Genomic DNA, 17,088 nt, shown 5'->3' on the forward strand with positions numbered 1-17,088 from the left:
CCACAGCCGACCTGACGAGATCTGAAAACCCCGCATCCACAACCCGGGTCAGATCCTCGTGGCAACCCCGGGTCAGGTCTCAGTGGCAATCAACAGCTATCGCTCTGGCAGCGCTGCCGGCACCTCCTCCGCCTCGCTCGTGTCGGCATGCACCGCGCTGCGGATGATCCGCGTCGTGACGCCCTGCAGGTGGGCGACGAGCGCCCGATCCAACTCCACGAACTCCGGCCAAAGCACCGTGTCGTTGAACCCGCGCGGCACCCGCAGCATCACCGTCGTGCGCTTCTGCCGCGGATAGCGGTAGGGCTTGAGGCCATAGCGCCGGCACAGCGCCACGAAGAGCTGCCGCGACCAAGCATCCGGCATGGAGAACTGCAACTCGATCGGTGGATCGCGCCGTGCCTGCTCCGCCAGCCGCGCCTTGACCCGCTCCAGCGCCGCGCCCGCCGCCTCGCGCTCGCCAGCGGTGCCCGCGCCGGCCATCAACGCCTCGATCTTGCGCAGCCGCGCCAGCAGATCGTCCTCAACCGCCATCTCCACCCCGCCCTCTCAACGAGCAGAGGCTAACTCGCCGATTGGCACCCGAAAAACCGCCCGCAAGCCGTTTCAGCCCATGCCGGCCGTGGGGTCAGAACGACGGATACGACGATTTCGCCCATCAACACTCCAATTAATCACGGGGCCGAAGTGCGAGATCGAGCATCCCGATCCCAAGCACCACCGGCATGAGCTCGTCGTCGTCATGCCCGCACGGAGGCGAAATCGTCATCGATGACGAGGGAGGCGACGACGAGATCGACGCCAAAATCGACGACACGGAGTTCGATTTCGGCCGCTGTGGGCCGACCGATGCCGATAGCCGGCATCCTCTTCGCGTAGGTGCTGCTGTCCGCGGCGCGCAAGTGGCTGGACCGCAGGAACAGGTTGTCGGCCGCCATGGTCAGGCGGCCATGACCATGTACCTCGTACACGTGGCTATTGTGCTCTGGCTATCTGTCGCGTTCATCCGGGTGTCCTGGCCAGCCGAGTTGGAAATCGCCCTGATCATCGTGCTCTCAGCCGCTTCCTATGCCTTCGATTGCGTCGTCCAAAGCAGCTCCGTGCTGACCTTCCTGTTCAACGGCACATGGGAAGTCCGCGGAGGAATGACTGCTTCAATCGCACCAAGGAATATCTCAGCCAAAGTGCTGGAGGTGACTAGGAGGATGGGCGGGTAGGCATGCCGGTGGCGCCTTGGTTGCCCGGATCAGCGGACCGAGCCCGTCGCTATCTGGTTGGTGAGTCCCGATAGGGAGGCGGGTTCACCCGGTTGCGCCGTTCCGCTCCTGGCCGTCCAGCACGTCGTCCCTAGATCGGTATCCGTCGGCGACCGGGTTGCTGGGCCTCCTTGAAGCGAACCAACTCGTCGAGGAACTTGGGACAGGCGCGCTGCCCAGCTTCGAAGCCCGCGTTTACCGGCGGCGGGCGTGGCCCGCCGTCCTCGGCATGAAGCGTCCCCACAATTCCGAGCAAACGCGGTTTCAGCCAAGCATTGAAGGCTTGTGTCACCGCAGTCTCGTCGTTGCCACTCGCCGCGTGGAATTCTGCCAGGTGCTGACTGATTCTGGGTCTCACGCGCTTCCAGAACTCACGCATCGACATGTGGATGTGGTTGTGGTCCTCGAGCGCGGACACGAGGGCGCCAATGTAGAGGCATGCGTTGTCCGCGAACTCCTCGGGAACCTCTAGGCGTGCGGTCTCGACCTCCAGCCGGACCTCAACGCGTGTGATCCGCCAGCAGGCACTGTTGTTGCCTGCCACGGAACGCGCATCCACGACGGGCTGGAAACGGGGCTTGATGATCTCCGGCGTGCCGTAGACATTTTCGAGGCGGACCTCACCATTCACCTCGCGTGTCCGCAACAGCACGCGCACTACCGGCAGCGGCGGTTCCGGGGCTTCGACAATGACGACTTCCGGCAGTGTAGGAAAGGTTGTAGGGCATGCCGCGCTCGCAGCAGATGGTATGGCTGCCATGGCACCAACCAAGATGAGCAGGAGGGCAGGCAGATGTCTTCGGCACATCGCCAACGGAACAACCGTCATTGGTGTTGAATGCATTGTCTCTCACGCTCCCCGTGCCTGCCCGGAGCGACTGCCCCGTGTAGACATGGCTGACCGTAATTCCCTCATCCCACAGCCGGTAATTCTTTCGGCTGCCGCAACAAAATGATGCAATCGCTTCAGGGCCTGCATCACCGGCAGCAAGATACCGTCCGAGTTGATCGGTGAGCGTTAAGCTGGCGCGAAAGACCAGAAGCTGACTGTCAGCTTCCGGCGAGGCACCGTTCCAAGCGGACCTCCATCTCAGGAGGGTGCCCCATCCCACCGGGGCATGGAGCCCCGGTGGGATGGGGGCGATCTCACCCTATCAACGCGTTGGCTGGAGCACCGGCGCCGACGAGGCCGGAGGGTTGGCCTCCAACTCGGTAATCAACTGCTTCATCTCGCCGATCTCCCGCACCTGGGCCTCGATGATGCTGTCGGCCAGCTTCCGGACGCGCGGATCCCGGATCCGCGCCCTCTCGCTGGTCATGATGGCGATGGAGTGGTGCGGAATCATCGCCTTCATATAGGCCACGTCGCCCACCGTCTGCTGGCTCCTGACCAGCCACAGCGACCCTGCGAACACCAGGACGCTGGCCACGAGAATGGCCATGTTGGCGGTCCGGTTCCGGTACATGCTGAGCATGAACAGCAGCATGATAACGGCCATGGTCGCCCCCATGACGAGTGCCATCCAAGTCCGGGTCTGGCTGTAGAAGACGTGCTCCAGGGCATAGGTATTCAGGTACATCAGCCCGAACATGATCACGGTCGATATTAGGATCATCAAGCCGAAGCGCGTGTAGCTCATGACGAACGCCTTTCTGGCCGCAGGCCGGGATGGTCCGGCCTCAGCGACGGGTCTCGATTGGCACGAGCGCGGCCGATACCCGAAGACACCGGCCGCGTCGGAGGGGCAAGCCTGAATAGTCAGCCCCTGCCTGGGTTCATGCGATCAGGCCGCCGCTCTCTGGGAAGACGTACCAGGAGCCGAAGTCGCCGATGCCCTCCACGAAGCCTGGCGCCTCGGCGAACATGAAGTCGCTCTGACGCAGGTCGTCCTTGGCGATGCCCTCGAGGAGGATGGACCCCGCGAAGGTGCCATCCTCGCCCATGCCCCAGCCGACCAGGGCGCCCTCGGCCGTGTCCTGGACCACGACATCCGCGGGCTGGATGCCCTCCATGAAGGCAATGTGGTCGAAGGCGCCCTGTGCCTCGCCGGTCGCTTCGAAGTCGAGGACCACGTCGTGGCCGCTGTCCATCGACACCATGAAGGCGTCGGCGCCGGTGCCGCCGACCAGGGTGTCGTCGCCCATGCCGCCGTTCAGCATGCCGTGCGCGGCGCCTTCGTCGAGGTAGTCGTTCCCGTCACCACCCATGAGCTCGTCGGATTCCGCCCCACCGAAGAGCCTGTCGTCGCCAGCCTCACCCATCAGGCGGTCCATGCCGTCGCCGCCCGCCATGGTGTCACGGCCATCGTCACCCTGGAGATGGTCGTTGCCAGCCAGGCCCGAGATGGTGTCGTCCCCAGCCAGCCCGAAGACCGTGTCCGATTCCGACGACCCCGTCAGGGTATCGGCACCAGTGGTGCCGCGGAGGACGGCGTTCCCCTCGATGTCGAAGCCCAGGGTGCGGTTGCCGAAGACGTGGTCGGCCAGAAGATCGAAGATGGCACCGGCCTGCGGCTCACCGGATACCTCGGGGCCCGCAACGCTGGGCGTCGGCGCCTCGTCGGCTGGGCCGTCAGGCACCCGCAGGCCGGGAGGTAGGTCGGCTGCGTCGCCGAACATGAAGTCGTCCTGCGCCAGGTCCGCCTTGAAGACGCCTTCCAGCAGGACAGAACCCCCGCCCCAACTGACCTGGACCCCATCTGCGGTGTCGGCAAAGGCAAGGTCTGTCCATTGGAGGCCGTCCATGACCGCCAGGTGGTCGAAGATGCCGGGACCGGCGGTGAAGTCCTTGATGACGTCGTGGCCGCTCATCCGGCCGATCATGAAAGCGTCCGGGCCGCCTCCGCCAACCAGGGTGTCGTCGCCCATGCCGCCGTCCACGGTGCTGTGCCCTTCACCCTCGTCCAGGTAGTCGTTCCCGGGCCCGCCGCGCACCGTGTCGGCGCCTGGGCCGCCGTAGAGGGTGTCATTGCCCTCGCCACCTTCGACCTCGTCGTCGCCCATGTTGCCGGAGACCACGTCGGCGCCCGCACCGCCGTGGAGGACATCGTCCATGCCGCCCCCGCCAATGCGGTCGTCCCCTTCAAGGCCCCAGGTGAACCCGGCGCCGTCGGTGCCGCCCAAGGTGTCGGCGCTCTCACCGCCGAAGGTGACATTGTGGACGTGGCCACCGGCCTCGAAATCGAAGTGAAGCCCGCCCAGCGCGCCGTGCAGGGTGTCAGCCAGCCGGTCTGTGAGGTTCGTGAGCAGGCTGCTGAGATGCTGATTCTGGCTCATGCCGAAACTCCTTCAGAACGTTTTGATCTGCTCAGAAAGCGTTTGCTTCCGGTGGAGGTGACAAGGACCAGATCCGCTGTCTGGTCCTTGTCTCGGCGTCAGGCGCTCATCTCGCGGCAGGACGCGGCGCACTTGCGGCACTGCTCGACGCAGTCCTCCATGCCACCCACGGCCTCGCAGCTTTTGGCGCACTCCTCGCAGATCTCGGCGCACTCGGCGCAGGTGTGCTTGTGGTGGGGCGTGCCGATCAGCATCATGTCGGCAGAAGTCTGGCAGATGGTGGCGCAGGCCATCATCAGCCTGAAGTGTTGCGGCTCCACATGCTTGCCGCCCACCTCCAGACAGTGGTTCATGGCCATGCCTAAGCAGGTGGAGTGACAGCGCAGGCATTCCTCGATGCAGGCCTGCATGGCGGGGGTCATCTGATGCATCTTGCTTCTCCGTTGGGCTGTCCGTGAGGCGAGGTTCGCCAGCCCGTACGCCGGGCCAACGGCCGATCCAGGTGGAGCGCTGACGCGGCCCCGTGCCCTCTCAGCAGCGGTTCCGGGCAATGCTCCGCTACCCGCGGGCCATAGGCTCCGCGGGTAGCCTGGGACGCCTTATCGGGGCGGTGGAGAAGGAAGGTCCGGCGTGATGCCCACAACCGACGCCGTCGGCATGGCGAAGAAGCCGCTGTCGCTGACCACCGGCACGGCCTGGGGCCTCATTGTCGGCAACAGCGCGGCGCCGCTTCCGCAATGCCCGAGGGTGCAGCATCCGGGCCGCATGCCGCCGTCACTGCAATTCGGACAGCACTTCTTCCCGGCCCCCCTGGCCTTCATGGCAGGGCTGGATGGCCGCACGTCCAGGGAAGCAGGCGCCGGATGACCCGCATGGGCGTAGGTCCTTGCGGGGACGGGGACAGAGGATGCCGCATGGGCACCGCCGTGGGCCCGCGCGGGTACGGCGAGCAGGGACACGCACAGGCCAAGAGCCAGAACAAGTACAGCTTGGATTGCGCTCGCCTTCAGGCGCATCGGTCCGTCCGCTCCGCTGGTATCCAGTAAGGCGTCAATCCGGGCATGGTTGCGCCTCGCACGCGAACCAACGCGGACATCTCGAAGCCCCGCAATCAGGGCGTCAAAGTGTCGGTTGCAGACGCAACCAGCGTGCCGCCAAGCGCCGCGCGCCGCGCCGTGCATGACCGACGGCGATCGCCCCTCGGCGTCGGCTGCCCTAGCCCAGACGGTGGTGAGACCAGCGCCGGACAGCTAGATCCGCCCGCGCTCCGCCTCCGGCTTGGTCCGGTCGCGCGCCTCTCCGTGCCCGGCGTGCCCATGGTGCATGAACAGGTGCATCAGGGGGCAAGCCAGGAGGAGCAGGTACGGCAGCACGCCGAAGACATGCGCGTAGTGTTCGCGGAGGACGTAGAACGCGGCCACGAGCGCAAGGCCGATGACGGCGATGCCGGTCCGGCTGCGCCACCAAGAGCATTTCACATCGTCGTGCATCTTGGATCTCCTTCCCACATCTGGATCTTGGCTTGTCTCGCCGCACCTCGGCCTTGATCTGGGACAAAAGTCCGGAGCGCACCTTCCGTGTTGGACGTTCGGCCGGGAGCAGCGGACCTGTGGTTCCCTCACGAGACGCTTCGCCGACATGGCCAGCGCTCCCCACCGGGATGCAGCTGACTACACTCCCTCGGGACGAGGGCTGGTCAGGTGCCGCCGCGACGAGGCGCCGCATCTCGACGCCGTCCCGGGCGCCGGTGGCACGGAACCCGTTCCGGCGCAGCAGGGAGAGCAGGAGCCTGCGGAGGTCCTCATCGTCCTCGACGACCAGGACGTGCCGCCCCTCGCCGGACATCGGGGGCAGGTCCGCGGGCGACGTGCCCCGGACTCCGCCGTGGCCGGAGCAGTCCGTCAACCCAAGTCCCCCTCAACCTTGCCCAGGCGAGCCGGTACACGCGCGGATGCCCAGGTTGGAAGAAGAGCCGGGTCTCGGACATGAATTCCCATCGGCACCATCAGCTTTCGAACTGCCCCCGCTGATTCCGTCAGATGCGCGTGGTCCGCAGGCGCAGTGCGTTCCCGATCACCGAGACCGAGCTCAGCGCCATGGCCAGGGCCGCGACGATGGGACTGAGCAGGAGGCCCAGCAGCGGATAGAGCACCCCCGCCGCCAGCGGCACCCCGGCCGCGTTGTAGACGAAGGCGAAGAACAGGTTCTGCCGGATGTTGCGCATCACCGCGCGCGACAGGATCCGCGCCCGTGCGATGCCGGCGAGGTCGCCCTTCACCAGCGTCACACCCGCGCTCTGCATGGCGACGTCCGTGCCAGTGCCCATGGCGATGCCGACATCGGCCTCCGCCAGCGCCGGGGCGTCGTTCACCCCGTCGCCCGCCATGGCGACAACCTTCCCCTGGGTGCGGAGCTCCCGGACGATGCGGTGCTTGTCCTCGGGCAGCACGTCGCCCTGGAACTCGTCGATGCCGAGCCTGCGGGCCACCGCCTCCGCCGTGGTGCGGTTGTCGCCCGTCAGCATGACGATGTGGATGCCCGCGGCGCGCAGGCTCTCCAGCGCGGCCGGCGTGCTCTGCTTCACGGGGTCGGCGACCGCGATGACGCCGCCCGGCCCGCCGTCCACCGCCAGGAACAGCGCCGTGCCGCCCTCGCGCCGGAGTTCGTCGGCTTTGGCGGCGAGGCCCCCCAGATCCACCCCAAGTTCCTGCATCAACCGCGCATTGCCCAACGCCACCCGGCGCCCACCAACCGTGCCGGTTACGCCCTTGCCGGTGACGGAGGCGAAGTCGGCCGGTTCCACAAAAGACATGCCGCGTTCCTTGGCCGCGGCCACAACGGCGGTCGCCAGCGGGTGCTCGCTGGACCGCTCCAGGCTGGCGGCGAGCGGCAGCACCTCGGCCTCGGTCAGACCGGGCGCCGGGAGCACGGCCACGACCTTGGGCTTGCCCTCGGTCAGGGTGCCGGTCTTGTCCACGACCAGGGTGTCCACCTTCTCCATGCGTTCGAGTGCCTCCGCGCTCTTGATGAGCACGCCCACACCGGCACCCTTGCCGACGCCGACCATGATGCTCATCGGCGTGGCCAGGCCGAGCGCGCAGGGGCAGGCGATGATGAGCACCGAGACGGCGGCGATCAGCCCATAGGAGAGCGCGGGGGACGGACCCCAGATGGCCCAGGCGATGAAGGCCAGCACCGCAATAACGATGACCGCCGGAACGAAGTAGCCGGACACGGTGTCGGCCATGCGCTGGATTGGCGCCCGGCTGCGCTGCGCCTCGGCGACCATGGCGACGATGCGCGACAGCATGGTGTCGGAGCCAACCTTGTCCGCCCGCATGACCAGCGCGCCAGTGCCGTTCACCGTGCCGCCGATGACCTTGGTGCCGGGCGCCTTCTCCACGGGCAGGGATTCGCCGGTCACCATGGACTCGTCCACGGCGCCGCTCCCCTCCAGCACCTCGCCGTCGACCGGCACGCTCTCGCCCGGCCGCACGCGCAGCCGGTCGCTCACCTGCACCTCGGCCAGCGGGATCTCCTCGTCCTCGCCGCTCTCCCTGAGGCGCCGTGCCGTCTTGGGCGCCATGTTCAGCAGGGCACGGATGGCGCCGCCGGTCTGCTCGCGGGCCCGGAGCTCCAGCACCTGCCCGAGCAGGACGAGCACGGTGATGACAGCGGCCGCCTCGAAGTAGACGGCGACGGTGCCGTCCATGCCGCGGAAGCCCTCGGGGAAGACGCCGGGCGCGAAGGTCGCGACCAAGCTGTAGAGGTAGGCCGCGCCGGTGCCGAGCGCAATCAGGCTGAACATGTTCAGGCTGCGGTTCACCACCGACTGCCAGCCGCGCACGAAGAACGGCCAACCCGCCCAGAGCACCACCGGCGTCCCGAGGAGGAACTGGAGCCACACGGAGATCCTGGGCGGCACCAGGCGGTGGAGGTCGAGGCCGGGGATGTGTGCGCCCATCTCCAGGACGAGGATGGGAAGGGTCAGCACAAGACCGATCCAGAATCGCCGCGTCATGTCGGCGAGTTCCTCGTTGGGAGCGGCTTCAGCGGTGACTTCCAGCGGCTCCAGCGCCATGCCGCAGATCGGGCAACTGCCGGGGCCTTGCTGGCGGATCTCCGGGTGCATCGGGCAGGTGTAGATGGCTGCCTTCTGCGCGGCGGTCGGCGCGGCCGCCTGCGCCGGCTTCAGGTACTTGTCCGGTGCCGCCTCGAACTTCGATTGGCAGCCTGCCGAGCAGAAGTGGAACGTGGTGCCATGATGCTGGGCGTGGTGCGGCGTCTTGGCCGGGTCGACCGTCATTCCGCAGACAGGGTCATGGACGGCAGCCTGATCGCCGTGGGCTGGCGCATGCCCACCCGGGTGTGTGCCGTGCCCATGATGATGGTCGTGATGGTGGTGGTGCTCGTCCATCGGCCATTCCTCCGCGACTGCTGTGCTCGTCGTGCTTGGTTGCTCCCAGAGGATGGAGTTTCCCATTGTGGGAAGGTCAAGACATGCAACAGAGATATCTCCGCCACCTTGACCTTCCCATGGGGGCAAGCCCCACCTTCGAGGTGATCGACCGCAACGGAGATTACGATGTACCGCTTCGAAGTTCCCGGCATGAACTGCGGTGGCTGCGCCAAGAAGGTGGAGCGCGCTGTCAAGGCGAAGGACGCTTCAGCCGCGTTCAGCGCTGACCTCGAGAACAAGCGCGTGACCGTCACCTCGTCTATGTCCCAGGCTGACATTGCCGCGGCTATCCAGGACGCCGGTTACCCCAACCACGTAGCGGCCTGAACCTCAAGGGCGACATGCCGCCCACTGCGGCATAGTGCGGCCGGAGCTGGGTGCTCCGACCGCGCTCATGCCGCCCAGGACACAACATGGCCTCGAGGTTACATGTGGTGCCGCACGTGCGGGTCACTCATCACAGCAGCCGTCTGCTGGCCATAGTGGTGGTCAGGTGCGATATAGGCGACACCGCCCGCCTCGCCGCCTGTGGGAACTGGCACGCCAGGGACCGGGTGTGCGGTCTCGGGATCCAGGTAGCGGATCCGCACGTTCTCGCCACGGCCAACAACGTCGACACGTCCCCCACCAGCGACGTTCTCGTCATGACCAGATGGATACTTCACGGCGAAGTTCTCACCTTGTGCAATGACTTCGATGGGGCCATTGGCGTAAGCCACTGCCGCGGAACCGCCAACTGCAGCAATGAGAGAAAGCGCAAAGATTGCGAATTTACTGCGCGGCGTCATAGCGAACTCCTCAATCAGGCTTGCCGTTCTTTCCGGCACCTGAAGAGGATAAGGCGCATTTATGTCTGCGATCTTGCGCCATTCTTTCATTTGATGACAGTGCGCTCTTGTGCCCACTCCTAGTTCTTGCATGACGCGCCAGAGATCACGGCTGACGCTTCCAACCGCCATCTGCGCGCTGCAAGTTGGCGGAGCACGCTTAAGTGCTCCGCCGTGTCCTGTCAGTGGTTCATCATCTGGCAGTGCTGCATCATCTGCTGCATTTGCGGCGACAGCGTGCCCTGCCGGGCCTGCGCCCGCATCTGCTGGCAGTGCGCCATCATCTGCTGCATGTTCATGCCGCCCATGTTGTGACCCTGCATGCCGCCCGCGCTTTGGCCCTGCATGCCTGACATGTCGTGGCCGGGCATGGAGCCCATGCTGCCTTGGGCAGCGGAGGTTCCGGGTGGCGTTGTGGGTGTTGGCGGCAAGGACATCTGCGACGAGGTTGGGGTCGCCGCCGGAGCCCCTCCGGGCTGCGACGCGCAGGCAGCGAGGCCGAGCAGCAATGTTGCAGCCAGCGCGGCCTTGCCAATCGCTTTCTTGGCAGTGTGGACCATGTGCCCTCCTTGAGGTGATAGGGGTTCGGCAGGCACCCCGACCCGCCGCGGCAGGTCAGAGTGACGACATTGCACGACGAGGTTGCGGTCACAGGCCGTGACCGGCGCGCCCTGCAAGACGTGGAGTGGCAACACGCCTTGAGGCGGCATGTTGCAGGCGGGGACGGTGGAGGGCGCGTTCACACGACTTCCAAGCCGCGGAAGCGCATCCACGGCCGCCAGGCGCCGTTCCGGCCGAAGGCGACGACGTCATAGGTCGAGGGCGGAGATCCCGGCATCTCCATGCCCGGCACGCCAACCGGCATCTCGGGCACGGACAGCCCGGCGACACCCTCGGGCTTTTCCTTGAGCAGCCGCCGGATGGCGGCTGCGGGGACATGGCCTTCCAGGGCGTAGCGGCCGACTTTCCCGGCGTGGCAGGAGATCAGGTCAGATGGCGTCCCGAGTGCCTGCCGGTGCGGACCGACGGCGTCCACCACCTTATCGTCCACCTCGAAACCCTCGGCCCGCAGGTGTTCGACCCAGCCGCCGCAGCAGCCGCAGGTTCGGTCCCGCCAGGCTTCCACCTTGGGCGGGCCGCCGCAGGCCGTGGGCAGCACGGCCAGGCCGAGCAGGCCAGTGGTGAAGTTCCGGCGCGTGCTCCAGGCGGGCATCGTCATTCTCCTAGGTTGGTCTGGGCAGACGGATGCTGGCCCGCAGGCCCCCGCCCGCAAGATTCTCGAGGGTCACCGACCCACCATGGCGGCCGACCGCCTGGCGCGCGATGGCCAAGCCGAGGCCCGAGCCGCCGGTCCCACGGTTGCGGGACTGCTCCAAGCGGTAGAAGGGCTGGAAGACGCTCTCCAACTGCTCCTCGGGCACCCCGGGCCCCACGTCGTCGACATGGACCACGAGTTCCCGTCCCAGATCGGTCAGTGCCACCCGGACCGAGGTGCCGTATTTCACGGCGTTGTCGATGATGTTGGCGAAGGCGCGCTTGAGCGCGATAGCCCGGCAGGGCAAACGCGCTTGGGACGGCCCCTCGTAGCTCGCCGTCTTGCCCATGTCCTCGGCGTCGCCGCAGAGCGTCTGGAGCATCGCCGCGATGTCGGCGGACCGGACCTCCTCCTGCTCCTCGTCGCCCCGCAGGTAGGCCAGCGTGGAGCCAATCATGGCATCCATCTCGTCAAGGTCGGCGTCGATCTGCCGTTGCGCCTCGGCGTCGTCCAGGAAGCCCGCGCGCAGGCGCAGCCGTGCCAATGGGGTCCGGAGGTCATGGCTGACGGCCGCCAGCGCCTGGGTCCGGTCGGCGATGAGGCGGTCGATGCGCGCCTGCATGCGGTTGAAGGCCTGGGCCGCCTGCTGGACCTCGCGCGGCCCCTCCTCGGGCACGGTGACCGTCTGCCCCGGCCTGCCGATGCGGTCGGCCGCGCTGGAGAGCTCCCGCAGCGGCCGCGCGATCAGGCGCACCACCAGCAGGCCCAGCACCAGGATGCCCAATGCCATCGCGGTGGTGGAGAGCAGCGTCGCATGCTCCGGCTGCGCTTGCAGCGGGTCGGCGTGGTACCAGAGGTGGCTGCCGTCCGGCAGGTTGATCGCGCCTTCAGCCTCCAGGTGGCCCGTATGGGCAAGATCCTGGGCCGCAACCGCACCCGCTGCGCCGCCGGGTTGCCAGCGCACTTGGAAGCCCGGCGACGATAAGGCCTGTGCCACGGCCTCGCGGGCGTCTTGCGGCACCATGCCGATGGCGCGGGCGGCGGCGGCAATCCGTTCAGCGGTGACCTTCTGCTGCGTGCTGCCCAGGAGGATGTCGCTGCCAGTCTGGTGCAGCCACAGGCTTCCGACGTGGAAGGCCATCAGGCCGACCAGCAGCACCAGGATGATGCGTCCGGCCAGGGTGCTGGGCAGCAGCCGCCTCATTGGCGCGTAACGGCCGGGACGAACATGTAACCAGCGCTACGGATCGTCTTAATGATGGAAGGGCTATCGGCGAGCGGTTCCAGCTTGCGCCGGAGGCGGCTGACCATCACGTCCACCGAACGGTCGACGCTGTCCGAGATTCGGTTGCGGGCGAGGTCCAACACCTGGTCCCGCGACAGGACACGCTGCGGGTGCTCGCAGAAGGCCAGCAGCAGGTCGTACTCGCCACTCGACAGGTCGACGGCCGAGCCGTCGGGGGCTGTGAGTTCCCGCCTTCGGGTGTCGAGCACCCAGTTGGCGAAGGTCATCCGGTCTCCCATCGTCACGCCGGTACGCCCTGTTCCGGCCTGGGCGCGCCGCAACACAGCCCGGATGCGAGCCAGCAGTTCTGGGCGACTAAAGGGCTTAGGGATGTAGTCGTCGGCACCAAGTTCGAGTCCCGCGACCCGGTCCGCCTCCTCTCCCCGGGCGGTCACCATAATGATGGGAACCTCTGTCTTCGCGCGTAGCGCCCGGCAGAGATCGAGCCCGGACTGTCCCGGTAGCATCACGTCAAGCAGCACGAGATCCACGGAGGATAGCGCTAGAGTGTCCCACATCTCAGCGCCATTGCGGGCACCGGTGACCCGGTAGCCGTTCTGTCGGAGGAACTTGGCGATAAGGGTGCGCATTTCGCCATCGTCTTCGACAACGAGGATGTGCGCATCGGGAAGAAGCGGATTGCCCCGCCCCTCCCGCTCGCCTGCAGGGCTAACCGGCTGCACCTGCCAAAGCACTCAATTTGGCCTTGGCCTTAGGCGCAAGGCCGGAAGCCGATGACACGCGCGGTGCAAATGCAGCTAGGTCGGCATCTCCCACCACGATAAGCGCCACCATTCCCAATCCCGCGTGGGGAGTGCACTGCACGGGGTAAACGCCGGGCCGGTCAAAGGTCACCGTTCCTTCGGCGTTGAAGGGCACTGTGACCGGCGGGGCCCCCGCAGGCCACAGTGACTGGATCGGGGTAACGTTGTGACCTTTATCGGTCGGCTCGAACCGGACAAAGCCACCGACGGGGATTCTGATGATGGCGGGGTCATAGGCGAAGGCCTCGCCCTGCCCAGGGCCACGGTTCAACTCTCGTACGGTCGCAGCGGGTTCTGCCGCAACAGCGGAAAGGCTGGTAGTAGCGAGCATCGCAGTCAAGAGGAAACGGATCATCCCAAACGCCTTTGTCAGAAGAACAACCGGACGCCGGTTACGAAGTTCCACGCTCCCACCTGCTCACCTTCTTCGCGAGCATAGCGGGCAGTATCTCCGATCTTGCGTTCGTAGTTGATCCCAATATAGGGCGCCACTTCGCGAGTGACCTCGTAGCGGAGGCGGAAACCGGCTTCCACGTCATTTATGCCGCTACCGACACCCAGTTCCGGGACCTTTTGAAGTGCGAAATTGGCCTCCACGTTCGGCTGGAGCACAAGCCGCTGCGTGATGTAGACATCGTAGGAAACTTCGGCCCGTGCGGACAGATCCCCCTCCTGGCTGACGAAGCCCTGAAGGCCGACCTCAAACAGCCCGGGCGCTAACCCTTGCAGCCCGATGACGCCATAGGCGCGGTTCGGAAGCGGCCGAATATCATAGCGGATACCAGCCTGTATGTCCCAGTAGTAGCCGAGCAGACGCGAGTAGAGCAGCTGAATCTCCGCCTGCTCGACGCGCCCGCTGCGGGTGGTCTCGCCTTCCGTCCTCAGCCACACGCGATCCGTGTCGCCGCCGTACCAGGCTTGGCCATCCCAGCGGCCGACATTGGGCCCGTCGAGCCCAAAGCCGTACTCTAAGGTCTCGAACAGCACCGCGCCGGTGTAGACCTCATGGCTGAAGGGCGGCTCGGTGCTGTGCTGCATCGCCTGCGCGCGCGCCGTGCCAGCCCCGAAAGCCAACATGATGGCCGTCCCCACAGCCAATCCGATCCGCTGGAAGTTCATCCCTGGCATGCGCTTCATCCTGCGGAGGCAGTTCGAGGGGAGTTGACGACGGAGATCTTGCGCATCATGCCGGTTTCCATGTGGTAGAGCATGTGGCAATGGAAGGCCCAGCCACCCGGTGCATCGACCTCCATGTCGATGTCCAGGATTGACCCCGGCTTGATATTCACCGTGTGCAGCAGCGGGTTCTCGGCTCCGTTGCCCACCTGCGGGATCATCCACATGCCGTGAATGTGCATAGGATGAGCCATCATCGTCTCATTGACGAAGCGGAAACGAACCCGCTCACCGAGGTACAGTTGGATGGGCTGCGCCTGGCTGAAGCTGTTGCCGTTGATGGACCAGAAGTACCGTTCCATGTTGCCGGTCAGCCGGATCTCGATGATGCGAGTTGGCTCGCGGACCGGATAGAGCGGCTTGGCGGCGCGCAGGTCGCGGTAGGACAGCACGCGGGCGCCTGGTGGCGCACCGACATCGTTCACCAGCGGGTCCGGCATCGCCATGCCGCCATGGCCCATAGCGCCATGGTCCATTCCGGCCATGCCCGAGTGGTCCATCCCGGGCATGGAGGAGTGGTCCATGCCAGCCATGCTTCCATGATTCATGCCGCCCATGGAGCCGCCCTGCATGCCTGCGGAGCCTCCGGCAGGCATCTGCATGGAGGAGTGGTCCATCCCCCCCATGCCGCCCATGTCCATGGGCGCAACATGGCCTGGGGCGTCCACCTCCGGCAGCGGCGTGCCGCGGTCCAATCCGCTCGGCCCGTAGTTCATGCCCATGTCGGCCATGGTGAGCACGGGGCGCGGGCGGTGCGGCGGCAGCGCCAGGGCAGGCAAGCCCTCCTGCGTGGCCAGGCTGAACTGCGCGAAGCCCTGGCGCCCCATGGTTTCGGCCAGCACCTGGTACTGGCGTCCGTCGCGGGGACGCACCAGCACGTCGAATGTCTCGGCCGGGGCGATCCGGAACTCGTCCACGGTGACGGGGCGGACGTTGTTGCCGTGCGCCTGCACCACGATCATCTCGAGCCCAGGGATGCGCACGTCGAAATGCGTCATGGCGCCGCTGTTAATGAAGCGCAGGCGCACCGTCTCACCCGGCCGGAACAGCGAGGTGAAGTTCTGCGCCGGGGTGTGGCCGTTGACGAGGTAGGTGTAGCCGCCGACATCCTCGATGTCGGTCGGGTCCATCCGCATGTCGCCCCACATGATGCGGTCGGAGACGATGGCCGAGCGGGCGGCGCCGTCCGGCGCGCGGCGGAGCTCGCCGATCAGACTGGCCAGGGTGCGCTTGTTGTAGTTGTAGTAACCGGGATCACGCTTGAGGTTGGCAATGACGTGGCTCGGCGTCTCGTCCGTCCAGTCCGACAACTGGATGATATAGTCGCGGTCGTAGCCGAAGGGCTCCGGCGTCGCGGGATCGATGACGATGGAGCCGTAGATCCCGGACTGCTCCTGCAGGCCCGAGTGGCTGTGGTACCAGTAGGTGCCGGCCTGGACGAGCGGGAAGCGGTACTGGTGCGTCCCGCCCGCGTTGATGCCCTGAAAGCCGTCGCTGATGCCCGGCACGCCATCCTGGCTGCTCGGCAGGATCAGGCCGTGCCAGTGGATCGAGGTGTGCTCGCGCAGCCGGTTGGCCACGTTGATCACCACCTCCTCGCCCTCGCGGAAGCGTAGGACGGGGCCGGGAATCTGCCCGTTGATGGCCATGGCGGGGCGGCGGCGCCCGGTGATGTTGGCCGTCACGTGGGACAGGGTCAGATTGAACTCGCGTGGCATGGCCCGGCCGACGGCGGGCTGCGCCAGGGCGCCGGGCGCGGCCGGGAACGCCAGCGCGGCGACTCCGAGGCCCAGTGCCTGCCGCCTGCTCAAGGTTCTGTTGTGCATCACTCTCTTCTCACTCCAGGCGGCTAGCCGGGGCCTTGTCGGAATCAGCGTGCGAAGTCCACCTTGCCCACCATGCCGGACTCGTAGTGGCCCGGGATGTTGCAGGCAAACTCGAGCGTGGCAGGACGTGTGAACTTGAAGATCATCTCGCCTGTCTTGCCGGGCTCAACCAGAAGGGCGTTCGGGTCGTCATGACGCATCGGCATGTTGCCATGCCCCATATTCCCGTGACCCATGTTCGAATGATCCATGTTCGGCATCTTCGAATGGTCCATGTTTGCCATGGGCGCCATGCTGGTCGCGGTCATCATCCCGCTCTCGAACATGGCCCGCATTTCACGCTGATGCTGCTGATGCATCGCGGCGGTGCCGATGTTGAACTCGTGCAGAAGCTCACCGGCGTTCCGGATGCGGAAGCGCACAGTTTCACCTGCCCGAACCTGAATGCGCTGCGGCTGGTATGAGTTGTCCCGCATAACGACATCAATGGTACGCTTGACGTCTTGGGCGCGGCCGCGGGTGCCGAAAGCTTGGTAGGCGGAGTCCGCCACAGCGGGGGACACGTTGATTGCGGCGACGCCCAGAGCCATCAATGTGGCAGTCGCCAGGCTGGTGCGGAAACCCATTCATCTCACCCCATGTGATACCTGACGGGCCAGCGGACCAAATCCGCCCCTGCGCAGGCCATGAAGATGAGCTAGCGCTCAATTAAGAACGCTAGATTGCTCAAGTATGACAAAATATTTCAGGATGGTGTGCCTTCCTACCACGCCACACTTGTCTCTGGTGCGCGGCCGAAACGGCGTTCCATCCTGGTCCGGCAGGGTGTAGCCGCACTGGCCCAGTCAACTCCTTGATGGATTTCCCCGTAGCGGCCGGGCTAGCCCCGTCCATGCAGGAATTCTAAAGGTGGGCGCGTGAACAGTTGCCGAACATCGGCGCCCCTCTGGATGCCCCTCCTCGA

At 66.1% G+C, this 17,088-nt stretch carries 19 protein-coding genes; 3 read left to right on the forward strand and 16 right to left on the reverse strand.

Features of this window, described 5'->3' with window-relative positions:
* Positions 1-96: 96 nt before the first annotated feature.
* Positions 97-534 (reverse strand): hypothetical protein, encoded by a 438-nt coding sequence (locus ACFOY6_RS14850; protein ID WP_379639887.1) that lies wholly within the window; start codon positions 532-534, stop codon positions 97-99.
* A 191-nt stretch (positions 535-725) separates the two neighbouring features.
* Here ACFOY6_RS14850 and ACFOY6_RS14855 point away from each other — a divergent pair, with 191 nt between their 5' ends.
* On the forward strand, positions 726-1,217 hold the full coding sequence (locus ACFOY6_RS14855; RefSeq protein ID WP_379651549.1) for a hypothetical protein: 492 nt from the start codon (positions 726-728) through the stop codon (positions 1,215-1,217).
* A gap of 130 nt (positions 1,218-1,347) precedes the next feature.
* On the opposite strand, the gene ACFOY6_RS14860 is transcribed toward ACFOY6_RS14855, so the two are convergent.
* From ACFOY6_RS14860 to ACFOY6_RS14875, 4 genes are all read right to left on the reverse strand, one after another.
* Positions 1,348-2,085 (reverse strand): hypothetical protein, encoded by a 738-nt coding sequence (locus ACFOY6_RS14860; RefSeq protein ID WP_379651551.1) that lies wholly within the window; start codon positions 2,083-2,085, stop codon positions 1,348-1,350.
* 325 nt (positions 2,086-2,410) lie between these two features.
* Entirely contained in the window at positions 2,411-2,896 is a 486-nt protein-coding gene (locus tag ACFOY6_RS14865) for a DUF305 domain-containing protein (RefSeq protein WP_379639873.1), read from the reverse strand.
* Positions 2,897-3,032: 136 nt separating this feature from the next.
* Positions 3,033-4,532, reverse strand: a complete 1,500-nt coding sequence (locus tag ACFOY6_RS14870) for a calcium-binding protein (protein WP_379651553.1) — start codon at positions 4,530-4,532, stop codon at positions 3,033-3,035.
* Positions 4,533-4,630: 98 nt separating this feature from the next.
* On the reverse strand, positions 4,631-4,963 hold the full coding sequence (locus tag ACFOY6_RS14875; RefSeq protein ID WP_379651555.1) for a four-helix bundle copper-binding protein: 333 nt from the start codon (positions 4,961-4,963) through the stop codon (positions 4,631-4,633).
* Positions 4,964-5,165: 202 nt separating this feature from the next.
* Between ACFOY6_RS14875 and ACFOY6_RS14880 the strand changes: the two genes are divergently transcribed.
* On the forward strand, positions 5,166-5,399 hold the full coding sequence (locus ACFOY6_RS14880; RefSeq protein WP_379651557.1) for a hypothetical protein: 234 nt from the start codon (positions 5,166-5,168) through the stop codon (positions 5,397-5,399).
* A 383-nt stretch (positions 5,400-5,782) separates the two neighbouring features.
* Here the strand turns inward: ACFOY6_RS14880 and ACFOY6_RS14885 are convergent, their stop codons facing one another.
* Both ACFOY6_RS14885 and ACFOY6_RS14890 read right to left on the reverse strand, forming a co-directional pair.
* Positions 5,783-6,022, reverse strand: a complete 240-nt coding sequence (locus ACFOY6_RS14885) for a DUF2933 domain-containing protein (protein WP_379639862.1) — start codon at positions 6,020-6,022, stop codon at positions 5,783-5,785.
* 545 nt (positions 6,023-6,567) lie between these two features.
* Positions 6,568-8,949 carry a heavy metal translocating P-type ATPase gene (locus ACFOY6_RS14890; protein WP_379651558.1) on the reverse strand — a complete coding sequence of 794 codons (2,382 nt, stop codon included), beginning with the start codon at positions 8,947-8,949 and terminating at the stop codon, positions 6,568-6,570.
* A 168-nt stretch (positions 8,950-9,117) separates the two neighbouring features.
* Between ACFOY6_RS14890 and ACFOY6_RS14895 the strand changes: the two genes are divergently transcribed.
* Complete coding sequence (locus tag ACFOY6_RS14895) at positions 9,118-9,318, forward strand: heavy-metal-associated domain-containing protein (protein ID WP_379639858.1); 201 nt, start codon at positions 9,118-9,120, stop codon at positions 9,316-9,318.
* A gap of 98 nt (positions 9,319-9,416) precedes the next feature.
* Here ACFOY6_RS14895 and ACFOY6_RS14900 read toward each other — a convergent pair whose 3' ends face one another.
* From ACFOY6_RS14900 to ACFOY6_RS14940, 9 genes are all read right to left on the reverse strand, one after another.
* A complete protein-coding gene (locus ACFOY6_RS14900; protein WP_379639852.1) occupies positions 9,417-9,950 on the reverse strand; it encodes a hypothetical protein in 534 nt (177 codons plus the stop codon).
* A gap of 50 nt (positions 9,951-10,000) precedes the next feature.
* On the reverse strand, positions 10,001-10,378 hold the full coding sequence (locus ACFOY6_RS14905; protein ID WP_379639847.1) for a hypothetical protein: 378 nt from the start codon (positions 10,376-10,378) through the stop codon (positions 10,001-10,003).
* 179 nt (positions 10,379-10,557) lie between these two features.
* On the reverse strand, positions 10,558-11,031 hold the full coding sequence (locus tag ACFOY6_RS14910) for a DUF411 domain-containing protein (RefSeq protein ID WP_379651559.1): 474 nt from the start codon (positions 11,029-11,031) through the stop codon (positions 10,558-10,560).
* A gap of 10 nt (positions 11,032-11,041) precedes the next feature.
* Positions 11,042-12,277, reverse strand: a complete 1,236-nt coding sequence (locus ACFOY6_RS14915; RefSeq protein WP_379651560.1) for an ATP-binding protein — start codon at positions 12,275-12,277, stop codon at positions 11,042-11,044.
* Positions 12,274-13,041 (reverse strand): response regulator, encoded by a 768-nt coding sequence (locus ACFOY6_RS14920; protein ID WP_379640178.1) that lies wholly within the window; start codon positions 13,039-13,041, stop codon positions 12,274-12,276. The genes ACFOY6_RS14915 and ACFOY6_RS14920 overlap by 4 nt, the downstream gene beginning before the upstream one ends.
* Entirely contained in the window at positions 13,028-13,477 is a 450-nt protein-coding gene (locus ACFOY6_RS14925) for a plastocyanin/azurin family copper-binding protein (RefSeq protein WP_379639836.1), read from the reverse strand. Before ACFOY6_RS14925 ends, ACFOY6_RS14920 begins: the two co-directional genes overlap by 14 nt.
* Before the next feature lie 14 nt (positions 13,478-13,491).
* Positions 13,492-14,250, reverse strand: a complete 759-nt coding sequence (locus ACFOY6_RS14930; RefSeq protein ID WP_379639832.1) for a copper resistance protein B — start codon at positions 14,248-14,250, stop codon at positions 13,492-13,494.
* A 5-nt stretch (positions 14,251-14,255) separates the two neighbouring features.
* Positions 14,256-16,124, reverse strand: a complete 1,869-nt coding sequence (locus ACFOY6_RS14935) for a copper resistance system multicopper oxidase (protein ID WP_379651561.1) — start codon at positions 16,122-16,124, stop codon at positions 14,256-14,258.
* A gap of 44 nt (positions 16,125-16,168) precedes the next feature.
* The gene (locus ACFOY6_RS14940) at positions 16,169-16,750 is read right to left on the reverse strand and encodes a cupredoxin domain-containing protein (protein ID WP_379639817.1); all 582 of its coding nucleotides are present in this window, start codon (positions 16,748-16,750) and stop codon (positions 16,169-16,171) included.
* Positions 16,751-17,088 lie beyond the last annotated feature (338 nt).

The organism is Teichococcus aestuarii (genome assembly GCF_042651065.1).
Taxonomy (GTDB): Bacteria; Pseudomonadota; Alphaproteobacteria; order Acetobacterales; family Acetobacteraceae; genus Pseudoroseomonas; species Pseudoroseomonas aestuarii.